Here is a 26102-nt window from a genome sequence, read left to right as displayed (position 1 = left end):
CGGGGTTCGTTACCGAATGAGGGCTAAGTCACGCCGAAGCGCGGCGTGTCCGGGTTGCCCCGTTTGGGCTATCGATCTGGCGCTCGTCAGCTGCCTATAGTTCGGCCGCGGTTTCTGGCCGCGCGTCTGGGGGGCGCAGCCACGTTCTGGTCGTGGGACCACGTGGTTTTCAAGGGGGAGCAGAGTTGAGGTTCGGCGCACAGCGCTGCCTGGTGCAGCGCGCACTGAGTGCTGCCGTCATGCTGACGGCGGCCGCGATCGCATTGTCCACAGTGGTCATTCCCGCGGCGGCCGCTCCGGCGGCCCCGGTGCGCGAAGCCACCGCTGAGCTGGCCGCGAGCCGGGCGGCGAAGGCACAGAACAAGCCGGTCACCGTGGCGGTCAGGACGACCGAGAGCACCGAGGTCGTGGCCAATCCGGATGGCAGCTTCACCCATGTCGAACACCTCCAGCCGGTGCGCGCCAAGCGCGGCGACAACTGGGTGCCGATCGACCTCAACCTGCGTAAACGTGCCGATGGCCTGATCGAGCCCGCCGCCTCCGCGGTGGATGTGCGTCTCTCCGGCGGTGGCAGCCAGGCCCTGGCGGTGCTCGGCCGGGACAGCCGCGAGGTCGGTCTCGGCTGGGAGGGCGCGCTGCCCGCGCCGGTGCTGGCCGGCACGACCGCGACCTACCGCGAGGTCCTCCCCGGCGTCGACCTCATCGTGCGCGCCACCATCACCGGATTCAGTCAGCTGCTGGTGGTGAAGAACGCCGAGGCAGCGCGCAATCCCAGGGTCCGCAAGGTCGTCTTCAACTCCCACACCAAGAACGTCACCCTGGGCCTGGCGCCGGCCGCGCGCGGCGCGGGCGCCGACCAGAGCGGCGCCGACCTGCACGCCGTGGACGCTGAGGGCAAGCTGGTCTTCACCGGCGAGGCGTCCCGGATGTGGGACTCCTCCGGTACCGGCGCCCCTGCGGATCTGCTCGCCGGTCCCGGTGCGGGCGGCCGCGAGGCGAGCATGGGCGTCGAGCTGTCCGGGGCCAAGCTCGCCGTGATCCCTGATGCGGGATTCCTGACCGCCGCGGAGACCAGGTTCCCGGTCTACATCGATCCGGAGTACCAGCGGACCAGCACTAAGGCGCACCACGCGGTGGTGCAGAGCGGTCACCAAACCGCCAAGAACTACGACCGCACCGACGGTCAGCTGGGTGATCTCAAGGCCGGGTACTCGATCGAGCAGTCACCCAGGATGGCCTCCCGCTCCTTCGTGGAGATGCCCATCGACTGGGCCCACGGCAAGATCATCCACGGCGCTGACTTCATCGGCAGGGTCATCCACTCCTACAAATGCGGTGGCGGCCCGACCCAGCTCTGGGTGACCTCCGGCATCAACCCGAATACCACCTGGCTCAATCAGCCCGGCTGGAACCGCAGGCTGGACGACATCACCCAGTCCGCCTACCCCGGTTGCCCCAGTGACGGCCAGGTGCGGATCAACGCCACCGGCCCTGTTCGCGACGGTGTCGCCGAGCGCTGGGGCAATGTCACCTTCGGCCTGCGGGCCGGGGACGAGGGCGATCTCGGCTCCTGGCGCAGGTTCGATCTCAACGCCCGCCTGGAGATCCGGTACAACACCCCGCCGAACGCGCCGGCCGAACTCGGCATGGAGGGCGGTCTGATCCCCTGTGTCCGCGGGCCGAACCGGCCGGTGGTGTTCACCAAGACCCCGCGGCTGCGCGCCCGGTTGTCCGATCCGGACTCCGGCGCGGTGCTGGACGCCGGTTTCCGGGTCCTGAAGGGCACCCCGGAGCAACACACCTGGGACGGCAACGAGACCAAGATCGGCAATGTGCCCTCCGGCGACTTCGCCGAGGTCAAGGTGCCCGAGGGCGTGATCACCGACGGGCAGGTGCACACCTGGCACCTGTGGGCAGGCGACTACGAGGCGTCGGCCTGGTCGGAGATGTGCGAGTTCACCGTGGACACCGAACGACCGGGCAAGCCCGCGGTGTCCTCGGCGGACTACCCGGCCGGGCAGGTCTCCGGCGGCGCGGGGCAGACCGGCCGGTTCGAGATCACCGCCAACGGCACGCCTGATGTCGAGTACTACCTGTACTCCTTCACCGACCAGAACACCCAGACCCCGTCCTACCGGGCCAACGCCAACGGGATCGGCGGCAACGCGGTCGTGCACTGGACGCCGACCATGGAGCTGCGGCAGACCATGCGGGTCCAGGCAGTCGACCGGGCCAACAACCGTTCGGACATCCACGAGTACTCCTTCTTCGTGAAGTCGCACGCGGTCGCCGCGGCCGGGCTCCAGGCGCACTGGCGGCTGGACACCGACCTGAGCGACTCCTCCGGCAACAACCGCTCGCTCGCCCCGGAGGGCGCGCCCGCGCAGCAGTCCGAGGGATACCGCGGCAAGGCCAGCCGCTTCGACGGGGTGGACGACCGGATGCTGCACCGCGGCCCGGTGCTGGACACCTCCAAGAGCTTCACCGTCTCCGCCTGGGTCAAGCTGGATCGGGACAACGGCTGGTTCACCGTGGCCAGCCAGGAAAGCACGGAACCGAACCACCAGGTCAGCTCGTTCTTCCTGCAGTACGCCGACGAACCGGACCGCTGGGCCTTCGCCATGCCCAACAAGAGCGACCCGTCCGGCGGCACCGCCCGCGCGTTGTCCAGCGCCGCACCGCAACTCGGCGTCTGGACCCATCTGGTCGGAGTGCACGACGCGGCAGGCGGCAAACTCCTGTTGTACGTCAACGGGATCCGGCAGCAGGAGGCTTCGGTCACCGGCTGGTCCGGCGCGGGTGACCTGGTGATCGGCGCGGCCAAGTGGGAAGGCAGGCTGGTCGACTACTTCCCCGGCACGGTGGACGAGATCCGGGTCTACAACCGGGTGCTCCAGCCGAACGAGGCCGCGTTCCTGGCCAACCAGCCGATCCCGCGGACCCACCTGGTGCTGGACGAAGGCACCGGCGCCACCACCAGGGACGCGGTGACCGGCCGCGACGCCCAGCTCCACGGCGGCACCGCTTGGCAGACCGGGGAGCACACCGCGGTGCGCTTCAACGGCGAGCACGGACCCAGCGGCGGTCACCTCGTCGCACCGCGGCCGGACTTCCGGACCGACCAGTCCTACACCGTCTCCGCCTGGGTCCGGGCCGAGGAGATCGCCAACCGGGCACAGACCGTCGTCAGCGCCGGTGATCCGCGGTACTCGCCGTTCCTGCTGCAGTACCGGCCGGAACAGCGGCGCTGGGGATTCCTGGTGTCCTGTGACCCGAACCGGCCCTGTGGCGGTACCGCGCTGAGCGCGGCCGAGGCCAAGCCGGGTGAGTGGGTGCACCTCACCGGTGTCTACGACGCGGTCGCCAGGCAGGCCCGGCTCTATGTCGACGGGGTCCGGGCGGGTGTGGAGCAGAACGTCACCGGCTGGCACGGCGCCGGGGACCTGCTGGTCGGCCGGGCTCAGTGGGACGGGCAGCCGACCGACTACTTCAACGGCGCGGTGGATGAGGTGAAGGTCTTCGCTGGAGTGCCCAGCGACGCCGAGATCTCGCAGCTGGCGATCCGATCCTGATCGAGGGGGAAGAGATGAAGGTTCGGATGTTCTGGCGTGCCGTGGCGCTGACCGCGGCGATGAGCTTGGCGACCACGTCGGCCGCGGCCATCGCCGCGCCCGCCACCACCGCGTTCAAGCCGCGCGAGGTGCAGAAGGAGAAGTCGGTGCCGGGCAAGCCGGTCCCGGTCGATCCGGCGCCCGCGGCCGCCGAGTCCGTGCGGAAGGCGATCACCGCCCCACCCAAGGTCAACTGGCCTGGCCGGGGCAGCGCCGAGGTCGAGCTGCCCGCGGCGGCCACCGCACCGCAGAGCCGGTCGGCCCGGCCCGAACAGTCCACTGTGGAGCATCGCAGCGCAGGCAGTCTGCCGGTGGCCGTCGGCCTGGTGCCGCAGCAGGCTTCCGCGCGGTCGGCGCCGGGTGAGCCGGGCAAGGCCAGGGTGGAGGTCTTCGACCAGGCGCTCGCGGCCAAGGCCGGGGTGGCCGGTGTGCTGCTCAAGGTCTCCGACGCGGGCGGTCTGGCCGGTCGCGCGGTCTCGGTCCAGCTCGACTACCGCGAGTTCGCCGAGGCATTCGGCGCGAACTACGGCTCGCGGCTGCGGCTGGTGCAGTACCCGGAGTGCGTGCTGACCACGCCGGATCGTCCGGAATGCCGCACCGGCACGCCGTTGCGCGGTGACAACCACGCCAAGGACCGGCAGCTGACCGCCCCGGTCGAGCTGGCCGAACCGTCCTCCCCTGGCCGCGCGGCCGTGGGTTCGACGGCCGTGCTCGCCGCGGCGCCCGCGCCGGGCAGCAACGGCGGCAGCTACCAGGCATCGGACCTGGCTCCCGCCTCCAGCTGGTCGGCCGGACGGTCCAGCGGTGACTTCAGCTACTCGTTGCCAGTGAAGCTCCCGCCCTCGCTGGGCGGGCCCGCGCCGAGTGTCGCGCTCGCCTACTCCTCTGGCTCCGCGGACGGCCGCACCAGCGTCACCAACAACCAGGCATCCGTGGTCGGTGACGGCTGGGACCTGAGCGCGGGCGGCTACGTCGAGCGCAAGTACCGCCCCTGCCAGGAGGACAAGGACAAGCAGGGCGTCAAGGGCAACCAGGGCGACCGCAAGGTCGGCGACCAGTGTTACGACACCGACAACGCGACCCTGATGCTCGGCGGCACCTCCGGCGAACTGGTCCGCGACACCGCGAACAACCGGTGGCGGCCGAAGAAGGACGACGGCTCGTACGTGGAGCTGGTCAAGGGCGCCGACAACGGCGACAACGACGGCGAGTACTGGAAGGTCACCACGACCGACGGCACCCAGTACTTCCTGGGCCGGAACAAGTTGCCCGGCAACGGAAACCGGGCCACCCACTCGACCTGGACGACGCCGGTCTACGGCAACCACCCGGATGAGCCCTGCTACAAAGCCGACTTCGGCGCCGCCTGGTGCCAGCAGGCGTGGCGGTGGAACCTCGACCAGGTCATCGACACCCACGGCAACACCACCGTCTACTACTACAACATCGAGGAGAACCACTACGGCCGCAACATCAATCCGGACGCGGGCACCTACTACGTCCGGGCGGGCACCATCGACCGCGTCGAGTACGGCCTGCGCGCGGACAACCCGGCGGCCAAGGCACCGATGCTGGTCCGCTTCGAGACCGCCGAACGCTGCCTGCCCGCAGGCGCCATCACCTGCGAGCCGGGACAGCTGAACAAGGACACCGCGAAGTCCTGGCCGGATGTGCCTTTCGACCAGATCTGCGCGGCGAACGCCAAGTGCGACAACCAGTTCTCGCCGACCTTCTTCACCCGCAAGCGGTTGACCCGCGTGGTCACCGAACTGCTCCGCGAGGTGCCGGGCGCCGAGCCTAGGCACTTCCCGGTCGAGTCCTGGAACCTGCGGCACAGCTTCCCCGAGCCCGGTGACGGACTCTCGCCCGCGTTGTGGCTGGCCGGCGCCACCCGTACCGGCCACGTCGGTGGCACCGCGGCCCTGCCGGAGATCACCTTCGGCGGCACCTCGATGGTCAACCGGGTCGGCACCGTCGACCGGCTCGCCTCGGTCACCCGCTACCGGCTGACCGGTATCGGCAACGAGGGTGGCGGCCACACCACGGTCAAGTACAAAGACCACGAGTGCGCCAAGGGCGCTCCGTTGCCCGCCCCCGAAGTGAACACGCTGCGCTGCTACCCGACCTGGTGGAGCCCGGAGGGCGCGCCCGAGCCCCTGCTGGACTGGTTCCACAAGTACGTCGTGGACCACGTCACCGAGGCCGACCGGATCGGTGGCTCCAGCCTGGTGAAGACCCGCTACGAGTACCCGGCCAAGGGCGGGGCGTGGCACTTCGACGACAACGAGTTCGGCAGGCCGGAGCACCGCACCTACTCCGGCTGGCGTGGTTTCGGCACCGTCACCACGATCAAGGGCGAGGAGGGCACCACCCAGTCGGTCAGCGAGAGCCGCTACCTGCGCGGCATGGACGGCGACCGGATGCCGGGCGGCCGGAAACGCGATGTGCTGGTCAAGGATTCCGAGGGCGCTGAGGTTCGCGACCACGACAGCCTGCAGGGCTTCGTGCTGGAGAACCTCGACTACGACGGCGGCGGCAAGGTGCTCTCCGCCTCGGTCAACCAGCCCTGGCTGAGCGAGCCCACCGCGACCCACGGCGAGGACAAGTCCGTCATCGTGCAGACCGGCGAGGTCCGCGGCCGCACCCGGCTGGCCGACGGGACCTGGCGCCGCACCAAGGTCGCCAAGACCTTCGATCCGAAGTACGGCCTGCCGCTCACCGTCGACGACGCGGGAGACACCGCCGTCACCGGCGATGAGAAATGCACCCAGAACAGCTATCAGCAGAACACCGACAAGTGGCTGCTGGGCCTGGCCGGCCGGGTGCTCACCATCGCCGCGCCGTGTGCGACGTTGCCGGGCAAGGACGCCGACCGGATCAGCGACGTCCGTTCCGGCTACGACCACCAGGAAGCGGGCAAGGTGCCCCTGGTCGGCGAGGTGACCAGCGTCGAGCGCTGGAACGGCGCCGAGTACCAGATCGTCAGCCGCACCAAGTACGACGAGTACGGCCGCACCACCGAGACCACTGACGCGGGCGGACAGCGGAACACGATCAGCTACAGCCCGGCCCGAGGCATGGCCGTCAACACCATCACCTCGCTCAACCCGTTGCAGCACAAGGCGATCAAGACCATCGAACCGGCCTGGGCCAGTCCGGTGGCGGAGACCGGGGTGAACGGGGAACGAGCCGACCTGGCCTACGACGCGCTCGGCAGGCTCACCAAGGTCTGGCCGCCGCACTACCCGAAGGTCAACGACAGCACCCCGGCCAGCACCGAGTACGCCTACGAGTACCGGCCGGACAAGCCGGCCACGATCACCACGAAGTCCTTGCAGGAGAACGGCAAGTACACGACGTCGATCAAGCTGTTGGACGGCCTGCTCCGCGAACGGCAGACGCAGACGCCCGCACTCGGCGGCGGACGGGTGCTCACCGACACCTGGTACGACTCCCGCGGGCTGGCCGCGAAGGTCAACGGCGGCTACTACAACGTTGATTCCGGCCCGGTGCCCGAACTGCTGGGCGTGCTGGACAACTCGGTCCCGAACCAGACCATCACCGAGCACGACGCGCTGGCCCGGCCCACCGAGGTGATCCAGCGCAAGGGCGATGGCACCAACCAGGCTGAGCAGAAGCGGACCAGCAGCCGGTACGAGGGCGACCGCACGCACGTGATCCCGCCGACCGGGGACACCGTCACCACGGTGATCAAGGACGCGCAGGGCCAGATCACCGAGCGCCGCCAGTACCACGGCCAGGTGCCGGACGGCGCCCACGACGTCACGACCTACAGCTACACCAAGTCGGGTCAGCTGGCCGCGGTCAAGGACCCGATGGGCAACACCTGGCGCTACGAATACGACGCGCTGGGCCGCAAGCGCGCCGACCACGACCCCGACCGGGGCAGTACCACCTACCGCTACAACCCCCTCGACCAGCTCACCTCGACCACCGACGCCCGCGGCAAGACTCTCGCCTACACCTACGACCCCATGGGGCGTAAGGACGGCATGTACGAGGACGAGCCAACCGGCAAGAAGCTGGCCGAGTGGACCTTCGACACCCTGAAGAAGGGCCTGCCCACCGCCTCCACCCGCTTCGTCGACGGCGTGCCCTACACCTCCAGGGTGGACGCCTACGACGGGGCGAACCGGCCGACGAAGACCTCGGTGGTCATCCCGGCGCAGGAAGGCGCGCTGGGCCGCACCTATTCTTTCCAGGCCAAGTACTACCCGGTCACCGGCGCGCTGTCACAGACCACCATGCCAGGGGCAGGCGGCCTGTCCGCGGAGAACATCAACTACGAGTACAACCAGCTGGGCCTGCCGGAGAAGACCTACGGCATCCAGACCTACGCCCAGCAGCACAAGTACACCGAGTTCGGCGAGAGTTCCACGTTCTTCCTTGGCGAGGCGCCCAACCTGGCGCAGATCACCACCAACTACGAACCAGGCAGCCGCCGGATCAGCAGCATGATCCTGGACCGGGACGCCAGCCCGAACCGAGAGGTCAACTACCGGCACCTCAGTTATGACAGGGCCGGCAACATCACCCGGATCGCGGACAAGCCCGAGGGCGGCCCGCAGGACGTGCAGTGCTTCCGGTACGACTACCTGCGCCGGATGACCACCGCGTTCACCCCGAACACGGACAACTGCGCGGTCGAGCTGAAACAGCAGAACATCGGCGGCGCGGCGGCGTACTGGTACGGCTTCACCTTCGACCAGGCGGGCAACCGCAAGACCGAGGTGAAGCACACCCCGCAGGGCGACACCACTCGCACGTACCAGTACCCGGCCCCGGGCGGCCCCGCCGGCTCGCAGCCGCACACCGTCCGCAGCATCGAACAGTCCGGTCCAGGCGGCACCCGCAAGGACGAGTTCGGCTACAACGCCACCGGTGACACCACCACCCGCAAGGTCACCGGCTTCGAACAGAAGCTGGACTGGAACACCGAAGGCAAGCTGACCAAGGTCACCGAGGCCGACGGCAAGGAGTCGACCTACCTCTACGACGCGGCAGGCACTCGTCTGCTGAAGAAGGAGAACGGCAGCACCACGCTGTACCTGCCAGGCATGGAGCTGACCATGCCCAAGGACGGCCAGCCCACCGCCAAGCGCTACTACACCCACGGCGGCGCCACGATCGCCGTCCGCGGCACGGTCTCCGGCCTGAACTACCTGGCCGCGGATCACCAGGGTTCGCCGACGACCACGATCAACGCCGGCAACCTGGACGTCAGTCGCCGCTACCAGGACCCGTTCGGCCAGACCCGCGGGCAGACCTCGGCCAGTTGGCCGGATGACAAGGGCCTGGTCGGCGGAGTCAACGACGGCACCGGCCTGACCCACATCGGCGCCCGCGAGTACGACAACACCACCGGCAGGTTCGTCTCGGTCGACCCGGTCATGGACCTGACCGACCCGCAGCAGATCCACGGCTACTCCTATGCCAACGGAAGCCCGGTCACCTTCTCCGACCCGACTGGTCTGGCGCCGGATTGTCGGCCGCATTGCTATGAGGGCGGGGAGAACTACAACCGGGTGACCCCGCCAGGGGTGAGCCGCGCCGACCGCGTCCGCGACGAGAACGCCCGAATCGCCCGTTCCCAGGCACGCATCAAGGCCGAGCAGAAGGCGCGCGAGCGGGCGGGGGTGAGCGATGACGAGTACCGGGAGGCCAAGCGGCTGGCCCGGATGCGGGTGATCGACGTTGTCCTTGAGGTCGCTGGTGATGTGTTGAAGGACGTCATCGGGTTGACCGATATGGAGGACTGTTTCGTCAAGGGCGAGGTCGGCGGCTGTGTGTCGATGGCGTTGAACTTGATTCCGGCGGCGAAGATCTTCTCGACGTTGGGGAAGATCATTTCGGGGATCGCGCGGGCGATTGACGCGGTGGCGACGTGGTTGGACAAGGTGCGGCCGGCGAAGGCGTTGCTGGCCAAGGTCGACAGCATTGCGGATGACCTGAAGGCCAATGGCGGCTCGTGTCCGATCATGAGCTTCGTGCCCGGCACACGAGTGTTGCTGGCTGATGGGTCGTCGAAACCGATCGAAGAGGTCAAGATAGGCGACCAGGTGCAGGCAGCTGACCCTGAGAAGCGGGAGGCAGGCGCACGCAAGGTGGTCGGCACGGTCACCAGCAAGAGCCTCAAGCGCTTGGTGACGATCACCATTGACACTGATGGTGACCGCGGTGAGGCGACTGGCTCGATCGTGGCGACGAACAATCATCCATTCTGGGTCGATGACCAGGGGCGCTGGGTTCATGCGGATGATCTTGTGTCGGGTGATCGGGTCTTGGACTCGAGTGGTCAGCAGAGGCTGGTCGTCTCCACCAGTCAGCAAGTAGCGATCCAGCGGGTGCACAACCTGACCGTTGACGGCATCCACACCTATCATGTGCTGGCTGGATCAGTCCCTGTGCTTGCTCACAACTGCGGAAAGGCAGCCTCGGGTGATTCGGATGACCTGGTAACTGTCTATCATTACACAGACAAGAAGGGATACAACGGAATTCGATCTTCGAAACCTTACGAGATCCGCCCGGGGAGTGCCAAGCATGGAGCCGGCCCCTTCTTTACGACGATGAGTCCGGATGACCTAGCTTCTCCCGGGGCGTTCAAGCGGAGTCTTGGAATCACGTCGGCAAAATCGGAGTATGTTATGGAGTTTACAGTCCAGCGATCGGCTCTTGTTCCTATTAAGGGTGGGCGGGGTGCTCACATTTTTCAGATTCCTGGTGGAATATCGGTAGATAGGTCAGTCGCAAGCTTTTTTGGCAGGGTGACGGATTGGATCGGCTCGTGATCACTGGGTGCGACTCTGTTTTCATTGCGGAAGGAAGTGCCCCGAGGGCCCTGGCCAGATTTTTGCAGGAGTTTTCGTCGGAGTGGCCAGATATGTTGGCGGCTACCGATATGGAAACCTTTGTTCCTTGGCGAGATGCTGTTGGCGTGTTGTCGGCGGATGTCGGCGACATGCTGGTTGCCCGTAGTCAGGAAATGGCTGAGACGTGGCTTGAGGACGGCTACTTCCTGGCAGAACATGGAGGTCCGTTTGCGATCTATTATGAGCCGCTACGGCGAGAGAAATTGAAGATCACTGCTTTGGATGATCCTTACATTCGTGCGGGATTCGGATTTGAGCCGTATGATCTGACGCTGTGCTCGAGATCCTTGTCGCTTTTTACTTTGGTTTCGCCGGATGTCGACTCTGAGTTTTCGATCAAACTGGCGAATATGTTTTCGTCGGTACTTTCGCGAAGGGCTGATGGATAACTATTGAGATGGTGCGGTTCGCATTTTCCTGGGGTCGCCGCCGTCAGTCTCTATGTGCGGTGTCGGCGGCGCGGAGGTGATTCCTGTCTGATCAGACTGGGCTTTCTTGTTGAGTACGGCCGGGTTGGAGGAAACCCCAGAGGGTCTGGCCTTCAAGTGCTTCGTCGCGGCGGCAGGCGGCGTGTATGTAGAGGCAGGAGTGCGCTTCGAAGGTGATGTGGTTGCCGCTGGGCGGCCGAGGCTTTTGATCGGGTCGAGTTCATGCGCGAGTGACCGCGACTTCGCATCAGCACCCCTATGTACCTAACCCAACGGGAGGCACGCCACGACGTGGCTCCGCAGAGCCCCTGGAGTGGTCATAGATATGACAGTCTCGATTGAAATTCCGATGCATGGCCGGAAAGGGATCTATGTAACGATTTCTGATGTGCTTCAGTGCATGTCGAATGTGCTATAGCTCTCGGGATGGGCGGAGATGGATGTGGAGGATCCTGGAGTTTCGCGGAACTGGGGAGATGCTGGATGGCATGTCGGTCGAGGAATTCGAGCAGGCTGTTGACTCGGATCTGCGCGGCGTGCTGCTTGATTGGAATAAGCTTCTGAGATTTGCGAGCGGAGTCGAACAGACGCATGATCTACTTCTAGTGTCGGTAGAAGATGGGGAGGACCTGAGTGTTGCCGAGGTGGATGACGAGGACTTGAGCAGGTGTCCGTTCGTAATTCAGGCGCTCGATAGCGCTAAATGGGTTATAGTGACTCGATCGAACTCGGTCGACTTGGAGGGATATCAGGAACTGAAGAAGCGAGTTCTCGTTTGATCCGATGAGCTGGTGGAAGCCTGGTTTCGGGCGGCGCCAGTAGAGCCGTCCATGCTGCTGGTGGGATAACCATGCGATGATGGAGTCCGTAGAGTGCATCGATTTTCGGAACTCCTCCACGCGGGCTTTCGCTGCGGATTCTGGTTTCTGTCAGCTGTCCTGAGAGGAGGTGAATCGGGGTAAGTGAGATGGTTGGCACCGCCATCAACGAGAGTCTCAAGTGTCTGGTGGTGGTCGCCGTCGATACCGACGGCGATCGTGGTGAGATGACCGGTTCGATCGTGGTGACGAACAACCATTTTGTTGAAACTCTGGCGGACTGTGACTCCATGAGTTGACTGGAGGTGCAGCCGGCCGCGGTCAACTGGGCGTCGAGCACCGGCGTGGCTTCTGGCCGGGAAACGGCAGCCAGTATTAGCCGACTGCGACTTCGGACTCCAGGTACGGAATCACGTTGCGCATGGCGCGCGCGACGTACTCCTCCTTCTCCCCGACCGGCGCCACATAGTGCAAGGCATCCTCAGCGGCTTCCGGCCCGATCAGCCGGGCGATGACCCAGGCGGCCAGGTAGTGCGAGGCGAGGCAGCCGCCCGCGGTGGCGAGGTTGCCCTTGGCGTAGAAGGGCTGGTTCAGGACTTCGATGCCGGCTGCCACCACCCAGGGGCGGGTGGTGAGGTCGGTGCAGGCGGGGATGTCGTTGAGCAGGCCGAGTTTCGCCAGTACCAGGGTGCCGGAGCATTGGGCGGCGAGTAGTTGGCGGGACGGGTCGAGGTTTCGCAGGATGGTCATGATGGTGGGGTCGGCCACCACCTCGCGGGTTTGTTTTCCGCTGCCCACGATGATGGCGTCCGCGGTGCAGGCCTCGGCCAGGTCGGTCATGGACTCGATCACCACGCCGTTCATCGAGCGGACCGTGGGGGTGGGGCTGGCGATGGAGACCCGCCAGCCGGGGCGCTTGACGCGGTTGAGGACGCCGAGGGCGATGAGGGAGTCGAGTTCGTTGTAGCCCTCGAAGGTCAGGATCGCGATGTGCATGGACGGCTCCTTTCCGGTCTGCTGCGGGCAGCCTAGGAGCGGTATCCATGACAGTCGAATAATTGTCATGGATACAATCGGGACCCATGCGGATCCCTCGGTACAAGCGGGTGGTGGACGCGCTCGCGGCGGAGTTGCGGTCGGGGCGCTGGCCGGTGGGGACCCGGTTGCCCACCCATCGCGAACTCGCCGCCCGGGAGGGCATCGCGCTGGTGACCGCCTCGCGGGTGTACGCCGAGCTGGAGGCGATGGGCCTGGTCAGCGGCGAGCAGGGGCGGGGCACGTTCGTGCGTGATCTGGCGCTGCTGGCCGAGGGGGTTGACCAGCAGTTCGTGGCGGCGGACGCCCTCGATCTCCGGTTCAACCACCCCTCGATCCCCGGTCAGGCCGATCTGTTGCGGCAGGCGTTGCGGGAGCTGGCCACCGCGGGCGATCTGGACACGTTGCTGCGCTACCAACCGCCCCGAGGCCGGGTCAAGGATCGGGACGCGGTCGCCTGGCACCTCCGGCGGCGCGGGCTGACCGTGGACGCCGAGCAGGTCCTCATCGTCAGCGGCGCCCAGCACGGGCTCGCGGCGACCGCGATGGCCACGCTCCAGCACGGCGATGTGGTGGCCGTGGACGCGCTGACCTACCCGGGATTCAAGGTGCTAGCGCAGTCACTGGGACTGGAGCTGGTGGCCGTGCCTGGCACCCGGGTCGGGCCGGATCTTGTTGCGCTGGAACGACTCTGCACTCAACGGCCGGTCCGGGCCGTCTACGCCATGCCGACCCTGCACAACCCGCTGGGCTGGGTCATGTCCGCGACCGCGCGCGCCCGGCTGGTGGCGATCGCGCGCCGGCACGACCTGATCGTCATCGAGGACGCCGCCTACGCCTACCTGGTCGAGGACCCGCCGCCGCCGTTGGCCGCCTTGGCGCCGGAGCGCACCGTGTACGTCTCCAGCCTGTCCAAGAGCGTGGGCACCGGGCTGCGGGTTGGTTTCGTTGTGGCGCCTGGTGATCGGGTCGCGGCGATCGCGCGGGTCATCCGGGCGACCACCTGGAGCACGCCGGCGCTGGCCACCGAGATCGCCTGCCGCTGGCTGGCGGACGGCACTGTGGACCGCCTGGAAGCCCGGAAACGCGCCGATGCCAGTGCGCGACAGGCCATCGCGCGCGAGGTTTTCGACGGGCTGCGCGTCACGGGGCACCCGGCGTCCTACTTCCTCTGGTTGCCGCTGGCCGAGAGTGCGCGGGCGGACCGGATCGCGGCAACGCTGGCGCGGCAACACATCGCGGTCTCCACGGCCGAGGCGTTCGCGGCTACCACCCAGGTGCCGCAGGCCCTTCGGCTGGCGCTGGGGTCGATCGGGCTGCCCGATCTGCGCCAGACGCTGAGCGAGGTCAGGCGGGTGGTCGAGGAGGATGCCTGGCGCTGACTGTCCATAAAGGACGATCCCACCCGCGGTGCAGGTGGGATCGTCTGGGGCGGCGGGGGTGGGGCGGGTTGGTCACAGCAGGTGCACGTCGGGGACGTAGAGGATCCACTTGCCGCCCTGCTCGCGGAATGCCTGCTCGCGCTTGATGATCTCCTCGGCGTGGTTCCAGGCGAAGAGCAGCAGGTAGTCCGGGTACGGCGAGGTGAACTCCTCGATGGGGCGGACCGGCAGGTGGGCGCCGGGGGTGAGGCGGTGCTGCTTGCCGGGGGTGGAGTCGAACACGCCTGCCACCAGGTCGGGGCCGATGCCGGCGTAGTTGGTGACGGTGGCGCTCTTCGCGGTGGCGCCGAAGGCGTAGACGGTGGCGCCCTCGTCCTTGAGCTTGCGCAGCAGGGTGACCAGGTCGCCGCAGTTGCGCTTCACCTCGGTGCCCCACTGCTCCAGGGTGGCGAGGTTGTCGATGCCGCGTTCGCGTTCCTCGGCGATGAGTTCGGCGACCCGTGCGGACGGCTGGCGGTGCTCGGGGCGGCCGATGGTGTAGCGGACCTCGCCGCCGTGCGTGGGCAGGCGTTCGACATCGACCAGGTCGAAGCCGAACTGCCGGGCCGCGGCCTGCACCGAGGTGGCGGAGAACAGGTAGAAGTGCTCGTCGTAGATCTGGTCGAAGCTGGCCCGCTCGACGATGTCGCCAAGGTAGGGGTCCTCGAAGACGAACACGCCGGTGGGGGAGAGCAGCGCGTCCACGCCGCGGAAAATCGAGTCCAGGTAAGGGATGTGGCAGACGGTGTTCGCCGCGTAGATCACCTGGGCCGGACCCTCGGCCGCCCGGATCTCCTTGGCCACCGACTCCTCGAAGAAGGCGACCCGGACCCGCACGCCCTTGCTCGCGGCCACCTCGGCCACGTTGGCGGAGGGGTCCACGCCCAGGTGGCGGACCCCGCGCTCGGCCACCGTGCGCAGCATGATGCCGTCGTTGCAGCCGAGTTCCACCACCAGCGGGTCGGCCACGTCGCGGCACTCGGTCTCCAGCAGGCGCAGCGCGGTGCCGGCGAAGTGCTCCTGCATACGCGCCGAGGTCGAGGAGTGGTACGCGTACTCCTCGTGGAACATCTTTTCCCTCGGCACCTCGGACATCAGCTGAACCATCGTGCATTGCTGGCACACGCCGATGGCCATGTGGAAGAAGAACTCCTCGGAGGTGTCCTCCGGCTTGCGGAAAGCATCGGAGATCGGCTGCTGGCCGAAATCGAAGAACTGGTAGACCGGGCCCCGGCAGATGCGGCAGGTAGACATATCCGCACCGTAAACGCGCCGGATTGAGTGGTGGTCGAGCTGGGCTCAGACCGCGCCTGCGGTACTGCACCCGCCGCTGGAGCGACAGGCGAGACACCGGGAGGCTGGCATGCGGGGAATCATACTCGCGGGCGGATCGGGGAGCCGACTTCACCCGATGACGCTCGCGGTGCCCAAGGAACTGCTGCCGGTCGGCGACAAACCGATGATCTACTATCCGCTCAGCGTGCTCATGCTGGCCGGTATCCGGGACATTCTGCTGATCGGCGCGCCCGCGGAACTGCCCCGGATCCGGCACCTGCTGGGTGACGGCGGGGAACTGGGTCTGCGTCTGGACTACCGGATCCAGGACGAGCCGGGCGGAATTGCCGAGGCGCTGGTCCTCGGCGCCGACCACATCGGCGAGGATTCGGTCGCGCTGATCCACGGCGACCACATTTTCCACGGCCAGCGTTTCTATTCGGTGCTGGCCGAGCACAGCGCGGACGTGCTCGGCTGCGTGCTGTTCGGCTCACCGGTGGGCGAGCCGGGCCGGTGCGGGGCGGCCGAGGTGGACGAGCACGGGCGGCTGCGCTCGATCGGGGCGCAGCCGGTGTCCCGGCGCGGCAGGCGGGCGGTCACCGGGCTCGGCTTCTACGACAACGAGGTGATCGACCTGGTCAAGAACCTGCCGCCGGCCGGGCCCGGCGAGCCGGATCTGACCCAGGTGCACCGCGCCTACCTGCGGCGGGACCAGACGAAGCTGGTCGACCTGGGCCGGGGCTTCGCCTGGCTGGAGACCGAGACGCCGGAGTCGCTGCTGCAGGCAGGCCACTACGTGCGCACCCTGGAGGCGCGGCAGGGCGCGCGGATCGCCTGCCTGGAGGAAGTGGCGCTGCGGATGGGCTTCATCAGCGCCGCGGACTGCCACCGGCTCGGCGAACGGCTGGCCCGCTCGCCCTACGGCGAGTACGTGATGGCCATCGCGGCCGAACTGGGCCCGGCCTGACCACCGCGTCCAGCCGGTCTCCAGTCGCGTTCGAGGAATCGCCAGCACCCTGAACCAGGATGTTGTGCGATTGGTGAGATATCGGCCGGGGAAGATTTGCGGAATCGCGCGAAACCCGGTCCGTGCTCTGTTCCAGCTCTCCTGTCCTCATTCCTAAGGTGCGAAGATGAAGATTCTGGTCAACACCGGTCCCGCCCACCCGCTGTACTTCCCGGTTGTCGGATTGGCCTGGGCATTGCGTGCGGCCGGGCATGAGGTGCTGGTCGCGGCGCCGGAGAATTGGGACGCGGTGGTCCGCGGTTCCGGTCTGCCCATGGCCGCGGTATCCGGTCCGATCGAGATGCGCGATGTGATGGGCAAGGACCGCGCGGGCAATCCGCTCAAATTCCCCGAATCGCACGATCAGATGGGCGGGATGACCGGATCCGGATTCGCCCGGCTCGCCGAACGGACCCTGGACGGCACCGTGGACCTGGTGGCCCGCTGGAAGCCGGACCTCATCGTCGCGGAATCCTATTCCTTCGCCACCGCCGCGATAGCGGCCAAGGTCAATGGGGTGCCGTGGGTCAAGCACACCGTCGGTCCCGGCGACCTGCCGATCGTGCCCGCGCTGAATGCGGAGCTGGCCCCGGAGCTGGCCCGCTTCGGCCTGGACCGGCTGCCCGAGGCCGACCTGGTTATCGACAACACCCCGCCGCTGCTGGGCGACTCCATCGCCGGCGCGCAGCCGATGCGGTACGTGCCCTACGGCGAGCCCGGCCTGCTGCCCGGCTGGGTGCTCCAGCCGCGGACCAAGCCCCGGCTGCTGGTCACCCTGGGCTCGGTGCAGCCGCAGGCCGGCGGACTGCCGGTGCTGGTGCAGCTGCTCAAGGCGCTGGGCACGCTGGAGGCCGAACTGGTGGTGGCGGTGGCCGATTTCCTGGTGCCGCAGATGGGCGAGCTGCCCGACTCGGTGGTCGCGGTGGGCTGGCAGTCGCTGACCTCGGTGCTCTCCGGCTGCGACGCCGTGGTGCACCACGGCGGGCCGGGCACCATGATGACCTGCCTGACGCACGGACTGCCGCAGGTGGTCATCCCTGGCATGGGCAAGCCGCTGTCCGCGATCGGCAAGCTGGCCGAATTCGGCGCCATCCGCCGGATCGAGCCGGCGGACCTGACTCCGGAACTGCTGCTGGCAGCCACCGGCGCGCTGCTGGCGCAGGAGAGCTACGGCGTGCGGGCCAGGGAGGTGCGGGACCAGATCGCCCAGCTGCCCTCGCCGGCGGATCTGGTGCCCGTGCTCGAGAAGCTCGTCGCGAAGTAGCCGGCCGTGACCCGGGTGGCGGTGCTCGGCGGCACCGGATGGCTCGGCAGGCAGGTGTGCGCGAGTTTCGCCCGGCACGGTGACGAGGTCATCGTGGTGGCGCGCAATCCAGCGCCCTACCTGGCCGAGCACCGGTTCGCCCGGCTGGACCTGGCGCTGGCCGCGCCGGAGACGATCACCGACCTGCTCCGCGCCGAGCGGGTGGACGTGGTGGTCAACGCGACCGACGCGGCCAACGCCACCGACGGCTGGGCCAACACCGAGGAGCAACTGGCCCGCGGCAACGTCGGCCTGGCCCGCGCGGTGATCGGCGCGGTCGGCGCGCTGCCCTGGCGGCCGCGCCTGGTGCACATGGGCACCATCCTGGAATACGGCGAGGTGCCGGCCGGGACGTTGATCGATGAGAACCTGGCGCCGGACCCGCGCACCCCCTACACCCGGACCAAGCTGGACGGCTCGGTCGCGGTGCTGGACGCGGCCGCCGCCGGTGCGGTGGACGGGGTGGTGCTGCGGCTGTCCAACATCTCCGGGCCGTACCCCTCCCCGGCCAGCTTCGTCGGGAAACTCATCGCCATGCTGTGCACCGCACTGGACTCGGGCGTGCCGATGACGGTGACCGTGACCGAGGCGACCAGGGACTACCTGGACGTGCGCGATGCCGCCGAAGCGGTCAGGCTGGCCGCCGGGGCGCCGGTGACCGGCCGGGTGATCAACCTCGGCAGCGGCCGGGCGGTCACCATCCGCGAGCTGGTGCGCACCTTCGTCGCCGCGGCCGGGCTGCCGCCGGAAATGCTGCGTGAGCGGAACCGGCGGGTGGTCAGCCTCGGCGGAGACTGGACTCAGGTCGACATCGGGCTGGCCAGGGACCTGCTGGGCTGGTCGCCGCGGATCCCCCTGGCGGACTCGCTGCGGGACATGTGGCGGACCGCGGTGGCCGAACAAGTCGTCACCGGAAGCTGAAAACCCTTTAGCGCCAACATAAAACGCCACTGGGCCGGTCCCCGACTACGGGACCGGCCCAGTGGCGTGCGGTGCTCAGCGCAGTGGCTGATCGGTGCGCGTGCCGACGAACAGGCCGCAGTTGAACCGGCCGCCCGGCAGGTACTCCACCCGGCACCCGGCCTGCTCGAAGGCCGCCTCGTACTGCTCGCGCTCGAACAGGGTCATCCAGTGCACATCGGTGTAGTGCTTGATGCCCGCGTCCCGCTGCGCGTCGATGTAGTGCACGGTCATCGGCACCTGGTCGCCCTCCCTGGTGGAGTGCGACACCCGCACCGTGACCCGGTCCTCCGTGCGGACCAGGTCGTTGGCGATGTAGCCCGGCAGGAAGCCGTCCGGGAAGTACCAGGGCTCGATGATGATCACCCCGCCCGGGTTCAGGTGGTGCGCGAAGCTCTTCAGCGTGCTGTCCAGCGCGGCGGTGCTGCCGACGTAGCCGATCGAGCTGAACATGCAGACCACCGCGTCGAAGGTCCGCTCGACGTGGAAATCGCGCATATCGCCTTGGTACACCGGGATGTCCGGCATCGCCCGGTTGGCCCGCGCGATCATGTGCTCGGACTGCTCCAGCCCGGCGACGGTGCCGAACTCCTGCTTGAGGTGGGCCAGGTGCCCGCCGGTGCCGCAGGCCACGTCCAGCAGCGAGGCGGCATCGGGTTTGCGCGCGCGCACCAGCGCGGCCAACTCGGTCGACTCGCCCGCGTAGTCCTTGTCACGACTGGCGTAGATCAGGTCGTAGATCTCGGCGTAGGCCGCGCCGTACATGTCATCACCAACCTCGGTGTGGGATGGGGGATCCAGGGGTCAGACGGGCAGGCTCGGTCGCGGCACAGTGCTCGCGCACACGGTGTCCGCGGCGGGCAGCTCGCCGTCCAGCAGGTACCGCTCGACCAGCTCGTCCACTGCCGCGTTGCCGCGGAAGGCGTAGATCTCGTGCTGGCCGGAGTCCTCGACGGTGATCAGCCGGTGGCCCAGCCGCTCCGCCAGGGCCGCGCCACCCGGGTAGTAGTCGATCGGGTCGCCGTCGGCGTGCACGACGAGCCCGGCCGGGTAGCCCTCGCGGCGCAGCGTGGCGGGCCGCTCCGGCGGGGTGAAGGTGCGGAAGGCGCCGCTGAACGGCTGGGCGCGCATCACGCAGTTGCCGTACGGGTACTTCTCCCGGTACTCGCGCATGTCCGCGTAGTAGGTCTCCAGGTCGGTCGGCCAGTCCTTCTCCGCGATCACCGCGTCCAGCACCCCGCAGCGGGTCGCGCCCTCGGTCTCCGTCGGCGGCCAGATCCGCTCGTCCGCCAGCCACTTCTCGGCCAGCCCCTTGTCACCGGTGCGCAGGTCGGCGACCAGCCTGCCCAGCTCCTCCCAGCGGGCCCGGTCCGCCGAGCGCGAGGCCAGCGCGCAGTCCAGCAGGGTGCGTAACCCGGTGCCCTCCGGCTGGGCGCCGAGCGCGGCCACCGCCGCCTCGACGGTGGCCAGCACCGCCGCGGCGGAATCACCGAGCGAGAAATGTCCGGATCGTCCCGCGACCCATTCCGCCCATTTATCGAGATTTGCCCGATTTGCCGGTCCCTGTGCCATGAGTTGTTCCCGCCAGGACCAGTCCGGGTGCACGCAGGAATCGAGCACGGTGCGGTCCAGCCGGTCCGGGAACATCGCGCCGTAGACCGCGCCGGCATAGGTGCCGTAGGTGTAGCCAAGGTAATTGATCTTGTCTTCGCCCAGCGCGGACCGGATCACGTCCATGTCCCGCACCACGTTCCGGGTGCTGAAGTGCGGGCGCTGCGGACCGCCTGCCCGGTGGGCGCCCTGCTCGCGGGCCCTGGCGTCCTCGGCGATGGTGGCCAGCAGGTCATCCGGCGGCCTGGAGTCGGGTTTCGCCTGGACAGGGGTGATCTCGGCGAGCAGCGGGGTGGAGCCGCCGGTGCCCCGAGGATCGAACCCGATCACGTCGTAGCGCTCGGTCAGCCGGGTGTGCGCCAGCGCGGCCGGGAAACGGGTGCCGAGGCCGAAATAACCGCCGGGGCCGCCATTGAGGGTGAGCAGGATGCCGCGCCGATTGGCCGGGTCCGTTGCTTTCTTCCGGCTGATGGCAATGGACAGCTTTTCGCTGCCGGGATCGGCGTAATTCAACGGGACCGCGATGGTCGCGTATTCGAGTCCGTCGTCCTCGGTCGAGCCGGACCACACCGGTTCCTGGCGATAGAACTCGGACAGGCCGGGCGGTGGCGATTCAGTGGTCATGGCGCTCAGCTCGACCTCCATAAATAGGAAATTCCCGAGGCTCAGGGTCGCCAGGCCACCTCGAATGCCCGTGGAAGCGGGCTTGACCTGCCGGTGGTTCCCGGCCGCGATCCGGCCAGGCTCAGGCGAGCCTCGACAGGCCGCCCGCACCCTCGGCCCAACCGAGGAAAGGGATCGGAGATGTCACCTGTGACAGCGCGGTCCGAGCCGCCGGTCGTGCTGCTGTTCCCTGGCCAGGGCGCCCAGCACCCGCGGATGGCGGCCGGCCTCTACCAGCACGAGCAGACCTTCACCTACTGGATGGACCGGGCCTTCGAGCTGTTCGGCGCGGACGGGCCCCGGCTGCGTGCGGCGTGGCTGGCCGCCGAGCCTCCGCCGGACTACGACGACGTCTCGGTGGCCCAGCCGCTGCTCTACGCGGTCAACCACGCGATGGGCCGGATGGTGCTGGACTGGGGCGTGCGCCCGGTGGCCCTGCTCGGGCACAGCGTCGGCGAGATGGCCGCGGCCACCCTGGCCGGGGTGCTGGAGTTCGCCGACGGCATCCGGCTGATGGACGAGCGGATCACCGAGTTCGCCGGCACCCCGCCGGGCGGGATGCTCGCGGTGTCGGCCTCGGTGGCCGAGGTCGCGGACGTGCTGGGCGAGCGGGTGCACCTGGCCGCGGTGAACGCGCCCCGCCAGCTGCTGCTGGCCGGGGAAGCCGCACCGCTGGCCGAGGCGGCCCGGACGTTGACCGAACGGCACGTGGTCTGCCGGGATGTGCTTGCCCGGCAGGCATTCCACAGCCCGGTGGTGGCGCACGCGGTGACCGCCTCGCTGCCCGGCTGGCGCTCGGTGCCGCTCTCGCCGCCGCGGCTGACGCTCTACTCCGCCTACACCCAGGGCGTGCTCACCGCCGAGACCGCGCGGGATCCGGTGTTCTGGGCCAACCAGGCCGCCGACACCGTGTACTTCGCGCCGACGCTGACGAAGTTGCTGGCCGAGCACGGCGACTGCGTGCTGGTGGAGGCCGGGCCGGGCACCAGCCTGAGCGTGCTGGGCCGCCGCCAGCCCTCGGTGGTCAAGGGCGGTGGCCGGGTAGTGCCGCTGCTGCCCGATCGGCACCGGGGCGACCAGCTCGACCAGGACACCACCGCCGCGGCGCGGCTCGCGCTGGCCGCACCCATCCCCACCGCGTGATCACCGGAAGCAGAGAGGCGCCTGATGACCAGCACCGAATCGACCCGCACCGAGGTCACCCACCGGATCGAGGTGGCCGCACCGGCGGCGGCCGTCTACCGGATCGTCGCCGACGTGTCCCGGTGGCCGCTGTACTTCCCGCCCACGGTGCGGGCCGAGCGGATCGCGGGCGACGACACCGAGGAACGCATCCGGATCTGCGCGCTGGCCAACGGCGACCTGCGCAGCTGGGAATCCCGCCGCAGGCTGTTCCCCGACCGGTTCCGGGTGGAGTTCGAGCAGGTCGTGACCGCGGACCCGGTGGCAGCGATGGGCGGGACCTGGACGGTGCGCCCGGAATCCGATGGCGGCTGCGTGATCGTGCTGGACCACCACTACCGGGCCGTCGGCGACGATCCGGCGAAGCTGGCCCGCATCGCCGGCGCGGTGGAGACCAACAGCGTGGCCGAACTGGCCAACCTCAAGCGGGTGGCCGAGCGCGCGGCGGAGGAGGCCGAGCTGCTGTTCGAGTTCGCCGACACCGAGACCTTCGCGGCGCCGATCGAGCAGGTCTACGACTTCCTCTACGACGCGGCCAAGTGGCCCGAGCGGCTGCCGCACGTGGTGCGCCTGGACCTGCGCGAGGACACCACCGGCCTGCAGCACATGGAGATGGACACCCGCTCGCCGGACGGCTCGGTGCACACCACGATCTCCGGCCGGGTCTGCGAGCCGAACCGGCGCATCTCCTACAAGCAGGTCAAGTTGCCGGCGGCGCTGCGGGCGCACAACGGCGAATGGCTGTTCGAGTCCACTTCGGACGGCCGGGTCCTGGTGACCGCCCGGCACCAGGTGTTCCTGGACCCCGAGGGCATCGCCGCCCTGCCTGCCCCGCCGGCGTCGCTGGCGGCGGCCCGGACCGCCGTGCGCAACGCGCTCGGCGCGAACAGCCGGGCGACCTTGGCCAAGGCGCGCGAGCACGTCGAAGCGCGCTGACCCCCGACCGAACCACAGAATGAAGGTGATCTCCGCATGAGTACCCAGCTGACCCTGGACGAGCTGAAGGAGTTCCTGGCCCGCGCGGTGGGCGAGGACGAGTCCGTCGACCTGGACGGCGACGTCCTGGACACCAACCTGATGGACCTGGGCTTCGACTCGCTCGCGATCATCGACACCACGAGCAGGCTGGAACGGCACTTCAAGATCAAGATCCCGGAGTCGGCGGCCGCGGATATCGAGACCCCCCGGCACCTGCTCGACCTGGTCAACCAGCAGGTCGCACTGGCCGGGTCCACGGTCTGAGGCACCACTCCCGGACAGCCGGACGGGGCGGGCGCGCAGTCTGCGCACCCGCCCCGTCCTCGTTGTTCACGGCCTCGTCAGCACCATGGCCGAGGCGAACCCGCCGTGTCCGCGGGCGAGCACCAGCGCGGTGCCGATCTCCCGCGCCCGCGGCGAACCCACCACCAGGTCCAGCGCCGGATCGGCCTGCTCCGGCTCGATGCCCGGCACCGCCGGGATCATGCCGTCACGCAGGCTGAGCAACGCGGTGGCCGCGTCCAGCGCCGAACCGCCGGAGAGCAACCGGCCCACCAGCGCCTTCGGTGCGCTGACCGGGACCCGCCGGTCGCCGAACAGGGTGCGCAGCGCGCTGGCCTCGGCGGTGTCCAGCGCGGGCACGCCCGCCGCGTCGGCGAAGACCACGTCGACGTCCGCGGCGGTGAGCCCGGCCTCGGTCAGCGCGGCCCGCGCCGCCCGCACCAGGGCGCCACCGCCGATCGGGTCCGGGTCGAAGGCCGCGCCGTGCCCGGCCAGCACCCCGTAGATCGAGGGCGCGCCACGCTGCGCCGCGCCGGCGCGGGACTCCAGGATCAGCACCGCGCCGCCCTCGCCCGGCACGAAGCCGCCGCTGTCCGGGTGGAAGGGCAGGTAGGCCCGGTCCGGATCGTCGCCCCGGCACACCCCGGCGGCCACCGACAGGGTGGACAGGCCGTAGGGACAGAGCATGCTGTCGAAGCCGCCCGCGGTCATCACCGCGGTGCCCTTGCGCACCCGCCTGCGGGCGAAGGCCAGCGAGTCCAGGCCGCCGGCCTGCTCGGAGATCACCACCCCGCTCGGGCCACGCATGCCGTTGCGGATGGAGATCTGGCCCGAGTTCACCGCGTAGTACCAGGCGAAGGACATGTACGGGCTGACCTCCTCCCAGCCCTGGCCCCACAGCTTCTGCAGCTGCTGCTGGCCGAACTCCAGCCCGCCGGTGGCGCCGGAGACGGCCACGCCCATCGAGTACTCGGCCAGCGCCGCCGGATCCACCGCCGCGTCGGCCAGTGCCGCGTCCGCGCACACCATGGCCAGCCGGGTGAGCCGGTCGGTCTGCGGCAGCAGCTTGCGCGGGAAGGCCAGTTCGGCCTCGGACTCCGGCACCTGCGCGGCCAGCCGGACCGGGTAGCCGGTGGTGTCGAAGCGGGTGCAGGGCCGGATCGCGGACTCCCCCTTGAGCGTTGCGGCCCAATAGCTTTCGGTGTCGGTGCCGTTCGGCGCGAGCACGCCGATGCCGGTGACCACCACGTCCTGATCGCTCATGCCGCCCGCCCTCCCGAGGAGAGCGCCAGCGCGCTCTGGAAGCCGCCGAAGCCACTGCCCACGGTGAGCACCGCGTCCAGCCGCCGCTCCCGCGCGGCGCCGGGCACGTAGTCCAGGTCGCACTCGGGATCGGCCTCGGTCAGGTTGGCCGTGGGCACCACCACTCCGTGCTTGATCGACAGCGCGCAGGCGGCGATCTCGATCGAGCCGATGGCGCCAAGGGAGTGGCCGACGATGGCCTTGATGCCGCTCATCGGCGTGCGGTAGGCGTGCTCGCCGAGGCTGCGCTTGACCGCCGCGGTCTCGTGCCGGTCGTTCTGCCTGGTGCCGGAGCCGTGCGCGTTGACGTAGTCGATGTCCTCGGGGTTCAGCCCGGCCTCGGCCATCGCCAGGTTGATCGCCTCGGCCATCTCCCGGCCGTCGGCCTTGAGCCCGGTCATGTGGAAGGCGTTGCAGCGGGCGGCGTACCCGCCCACCTCCGCGTAAATGGTGGCGCCGCGCCGCCGGGCGTGCTCGTACTCCTCCAGCACCAGCACGGCCGAACCCTCGCCCAGGATCAGCCCGGTGCGGTTGCGGTCGAAGGGCCGGCAGGCCGTGGCCGGATCGTCGTTGCGGGCCGAGGTGGCCTTGATCGAGTCGAAGCAGGTGAGGGTGATCGGCGAGATCGGCGCGTCGGTGGCGCCGGTGATCATGACGTCGGCCGCCCCGTCCCGGACCAGCTCGGCGGCGTAGCCGACCGAGTCGATGCCCGAGGTGCAGCCGGTGGAGATCACCGAGGCCGGGCCGAGCGCGCCGGTGCGCACGGCCACCTCGGCCGCGATCGAGCTGGGCAGGAAGCCCTCGTAGAGGTGCGGCACGGCGTAGGCGGGATCGAGCACCCAGTCCTTGCCACCGTTGGACAACACCGCGTACTCCCGCTCCAGCGTGGTGGTGCCGCCGACCGCGCTGCCCAGCGCCACCCCGGTGCGCTCGGCCAGCTCGCCGTCGATGACCAGGCCGCTGTCCAGCACCGCCTCCCTGGCCGAGACCAGCGCCAGCTGGGTCGCGCGGTCGGTCCGTCTGACCTCCTGCCGGGTCAGGCCGTGTAACAGCGGGTCGAAGTCGATTTCGGCGGCGACCTGGCAGCGGTGCGCGGCCGGGTCGAACGCGGTGATCCTGCGGGTCGCGGTCCGGCCGCTGACCAGCAGGTCCCAGAACGGCTGCGTCCCGATCCCTCCCGGCGCGGTCACGCCGATTCCAGTAATGACTGCCCGTCGGGCCATGGGGCCTCCTTGAGATGCCGTCAGGGCGCAGCGTGCGGGCGGTCTCTCGACTCACGGTCCAGGCCCGTTCAAAAGGAGATCGAGCCGCCCCGGCGAGCCTGACCCGGCCAG

Annotated in this window: 18 protein-coding genes; 12 read left to right on the top strand and 6 right to left on the bottom strand. The window is 68.8% G+C overall.

Annotation, left to right across the window (positions count from 1 at the left end; genetic code table 11):
- Positions 1-185: 185 nt before the first annotated feature.
- The 5 genes from MZC64_RS26255 (at position 186) to MZC64_RS26235 (ending at position 12049) form a co-directional block, all read left to right on the top strand.
- Positions 186-3572, top strand: a complete 3387-nt coding sequence (locus tag MZC64_RS26255; protein ID WP_247758962.1) for a LamG domain-containing protein — start codon at positions 186-188, stop codon at positions 3570-3572.
- A gap of 14 nt (positions 3573-3586) precedes the next feature.
- Positions 3587-10423 carry a polymorphic toxin-type HINT domain-containing protein gene (locus tag MZC64_RS26250; RefSeq protein ID WP_247758963.1) on the top strand — a complete coding sequence of 2279 codons (6837 nt, stop codon included), beginning with the start codon at positions 3587-3589 and terminating at the stop codon, positions 10421-10423.
- Positions 10408-10893 carry a hypothetical protein gene (locus MZC64_RS26245; protein ID WP_247758964.1) on the top strand — a complete coding sequence of 162 codons (486 nt, stop codon included), beginning with the start codon at positions 10408-10410 and terminating at the stop codon, positions 10891-10893. Before MZC64_RS26250 ends, MZC64_RS26245 begins: the two co-directional genes overlap by 16 nt.
- A 479-nt stretch (positions 10894-11372) precedes the next feature.
- A complete protein-coding gene (locus tag MZC64_RS26240; protein WP_247758965.1) occupies positions 11373-11711 on the top strand; it encodes a hypothetical protein in 339 nt (112 codons plus the stop codon).
- Between the two features lie 188 nt (positions 11712-11899).
- Positions 11900-12049 carry a hypothetical protein gene (locus MZC64_RS26235; protein WP_247758966.1) on the top strand — a complete coding sequence of 50 codons (150 nt, stop codon included), beginning with the start codon at positions 11900-11902 and terminating at the stop codon, positions 12047-12049.
- A 76-nt stretch (positions 12050-12125) separates the two neighbouring features.
- Here MZC64_RS26235 and MZC64_RS26230 read toward each other — a convergent pair whose 3' ends face one another.
- Positions 12126-12746, bottom strand: a complete 621-nt coding sequence (locus MZC64_RS26230; RefSeq protein ID WP_247758967.1) for a DJ-1/PfpI family protein — start codon at positions 12744-12746, stop codon at positions 12126-12128.
- An 86-nt stretch (positions 12747-12832) separates the two neighbouring features.
- Here MZC64_RS26230 and MZC64_RS26225 point away from each other — a divergent pair, with 86 nt between their 5' ends.
- Positions 12833-14167: a PLP-dependent aminotransferase family protein gene (locus MZC64_RS26225; RefSeq protein WP_247758968.1), complete on the top strand. Its 1335-nt coding sequence runs from the start codon at positions 12833-12835 to the stop codon at positions 14165-14167.
- 72 nt (positions 14168-14239) lie between these two features.
- On the opposite strand, the gene MZC64_RS26220 is transcribed toward MZC64_RS26225, so the two are convergent.
- Positions 14240-15460, bottom strand: coding sequence for a class I SAM-dependent methyltransferase (locus tag MZC64_RS26220; RefSeq protein WP_247758969.1), 1221 nt, complete (start codon positions 15458-15460; stop codon positions 14240-14242).
- Positions 15461-15569: 109 nt separating this feature from the next.
- On the opposite strand from MZC64_RS26220, the gene MZC64_RS26215 reads away from it, so the two are divergent.
- The 3 genes from MZC64_RS26215 (at position 15570) to MZC64_RS26205 (ending at position 18711) form a co-directional block, all read left to right on the top strand.
- Positions 15570-16448 (top strand): sugar nucleotidyltransferase, encoded by an 879-nt coding sequence (locus MZC64_RS26215; RefSeq protein WP_247758970.1) that lies wholly within the window; start codon positions 15570-15572, stop codon positions 16446-16448.
- A 166-nt stretch (positions 16449-16614) separates the two neighbouring features.
- Positions 16615-17751: a nucleotide disphospho-sugar-binding domain-containing protein gene (locus MZC64_RS26210; protein ID WP_247758971.1), complete on the top strand. Its 1137-nt coding sequence runs from the start codon at positions 16615-16617 to the stop codon at positions 17749-17751.
- Between the two features lie 6 nt (positions 17752-17757).
- A complete protein-coding gene (locus MZC64_RS26205) occupies positions 17758-18711 on the top strand; it encodes an NAD(P)-dependent oxidoreductase (protein ID WP_247758972.1) in 954 nt (317 codons plus the stop codon).
- A gap of 75 nt (positions 18712-18786) precedes the next feature.
- On the opposite strand, the gene MZC64_RS26200 is transcribed toward MZC64_RS26205, so the two are convergent.
- Positions 18787-19515, bottom strand: a complete 729-nt coding sequence (locus MZC64_RS26200) for a class I SAM-dependent methyltransferase (RefSeq protein ID WP_247758973.1) — start codon at positions 19513-19515, stop codon at positions 18787-18789.
- A 39-nt stretch (positions 19516-19554) separates the two neighbouring features.
- A complete protein-coding gene (locus MZC64_RS26195; RefSeq protein ID WP_247758974.1) occupies positions 19555-20985 on the bottom strand; it encodes an alpha/beta fold hydrolase in 1431 nt (476 codons plus the stop codon).
- 180 nt (positions 20986-21165) lie between these two features.
- On the opposite strand from MZC64_RS26195, the gene MZC64_RS26190 reads away from it, so the two are divergent.
- The 3 genes from MZC64_RS26190 to MZC64_RS26180 are packed head-to-tail and all read left to right on the top strand — an operon-like array spanning position 21166 to position 23448.
- Positions 21166-22167: an acyltransferase domain-containing protein gene (locus MZC64_RS26190; RefSeq protein WP_247758975.1), complete on the top strand. Its 1002-nt coding sequence runs from the start codon at positions 21166-21168 to the stop codon at positions 22165-22167.
- Positions 22168-22191: 24 nt separating this feature from the next.
- Complete coding sequence (locus MZC64_RS26185) at positions 22192-23142, top strand: aromatase/cyclase (protein ID WP_247758976.1); 951 nt, start codon at positions 22192-22194, stop codon at positions 23140-23142.
- Positions 23143-23178: 36 nt separating this feature from the next.
- Positions 23179-23448 (top strand): acyl carrier protein, encoded by a 270-nt coding sequence (locus tag MZC64_RS26180; RefSeq protein WP_185001989.1) that lies wholly within the window; start codon positions 23179-23181, stop codon positions 23446-23448.
- 66 nt (positions 23449-23514) lie between these two features.
- Here the strand turns inward: MZC64_RS26180 and MZC64_RS26175 are convergent, their stop codons facing one another.
- Both MZC64_RS26175 and MZC64_RS26170 read right to left on the bottom strand, forming a co-directional pair.
- Positions 23515-24729, bottom strand: coding sequence for a beta-ketoacyl synthase N-terminal-like domain-containing protein (locus MZC64_RS26175; protein ID WP_247758977.1), 1215 nt, complete (start codon positions 24727-24729; stop codon positions 23515-23517).
- Entirely contained in the window at positions 24726-25991 is a 1266-nt protein-coding gene (locus tag MZC64_RS26170; protein ID WP_247758978.1) for a beta-ketoacyl synthase, read from the bottom strand. The genes MZC64_RS26175 and MZC64_RS26170 overlap by 4 nt, the downstream gene beginning before the upstream one ends.
- Positions 25992-26102 lie beyond the last annotated feature (111 nt).

Source organism: Crossiella sp. S99.2 (genome assembly GCF_023094165.1).
Classification (GTDB): domain Bacteria; phylum Actinomycetota; class Actinomycetes; order Mycobacteriales; family Pseudonocardiaceae; genus Crossiella.
The sequence above is the reverse complement of the archived record's forward strand: the minus strand, read 5'-3'. Positions and strand labels throughout refer to the sequence as shown.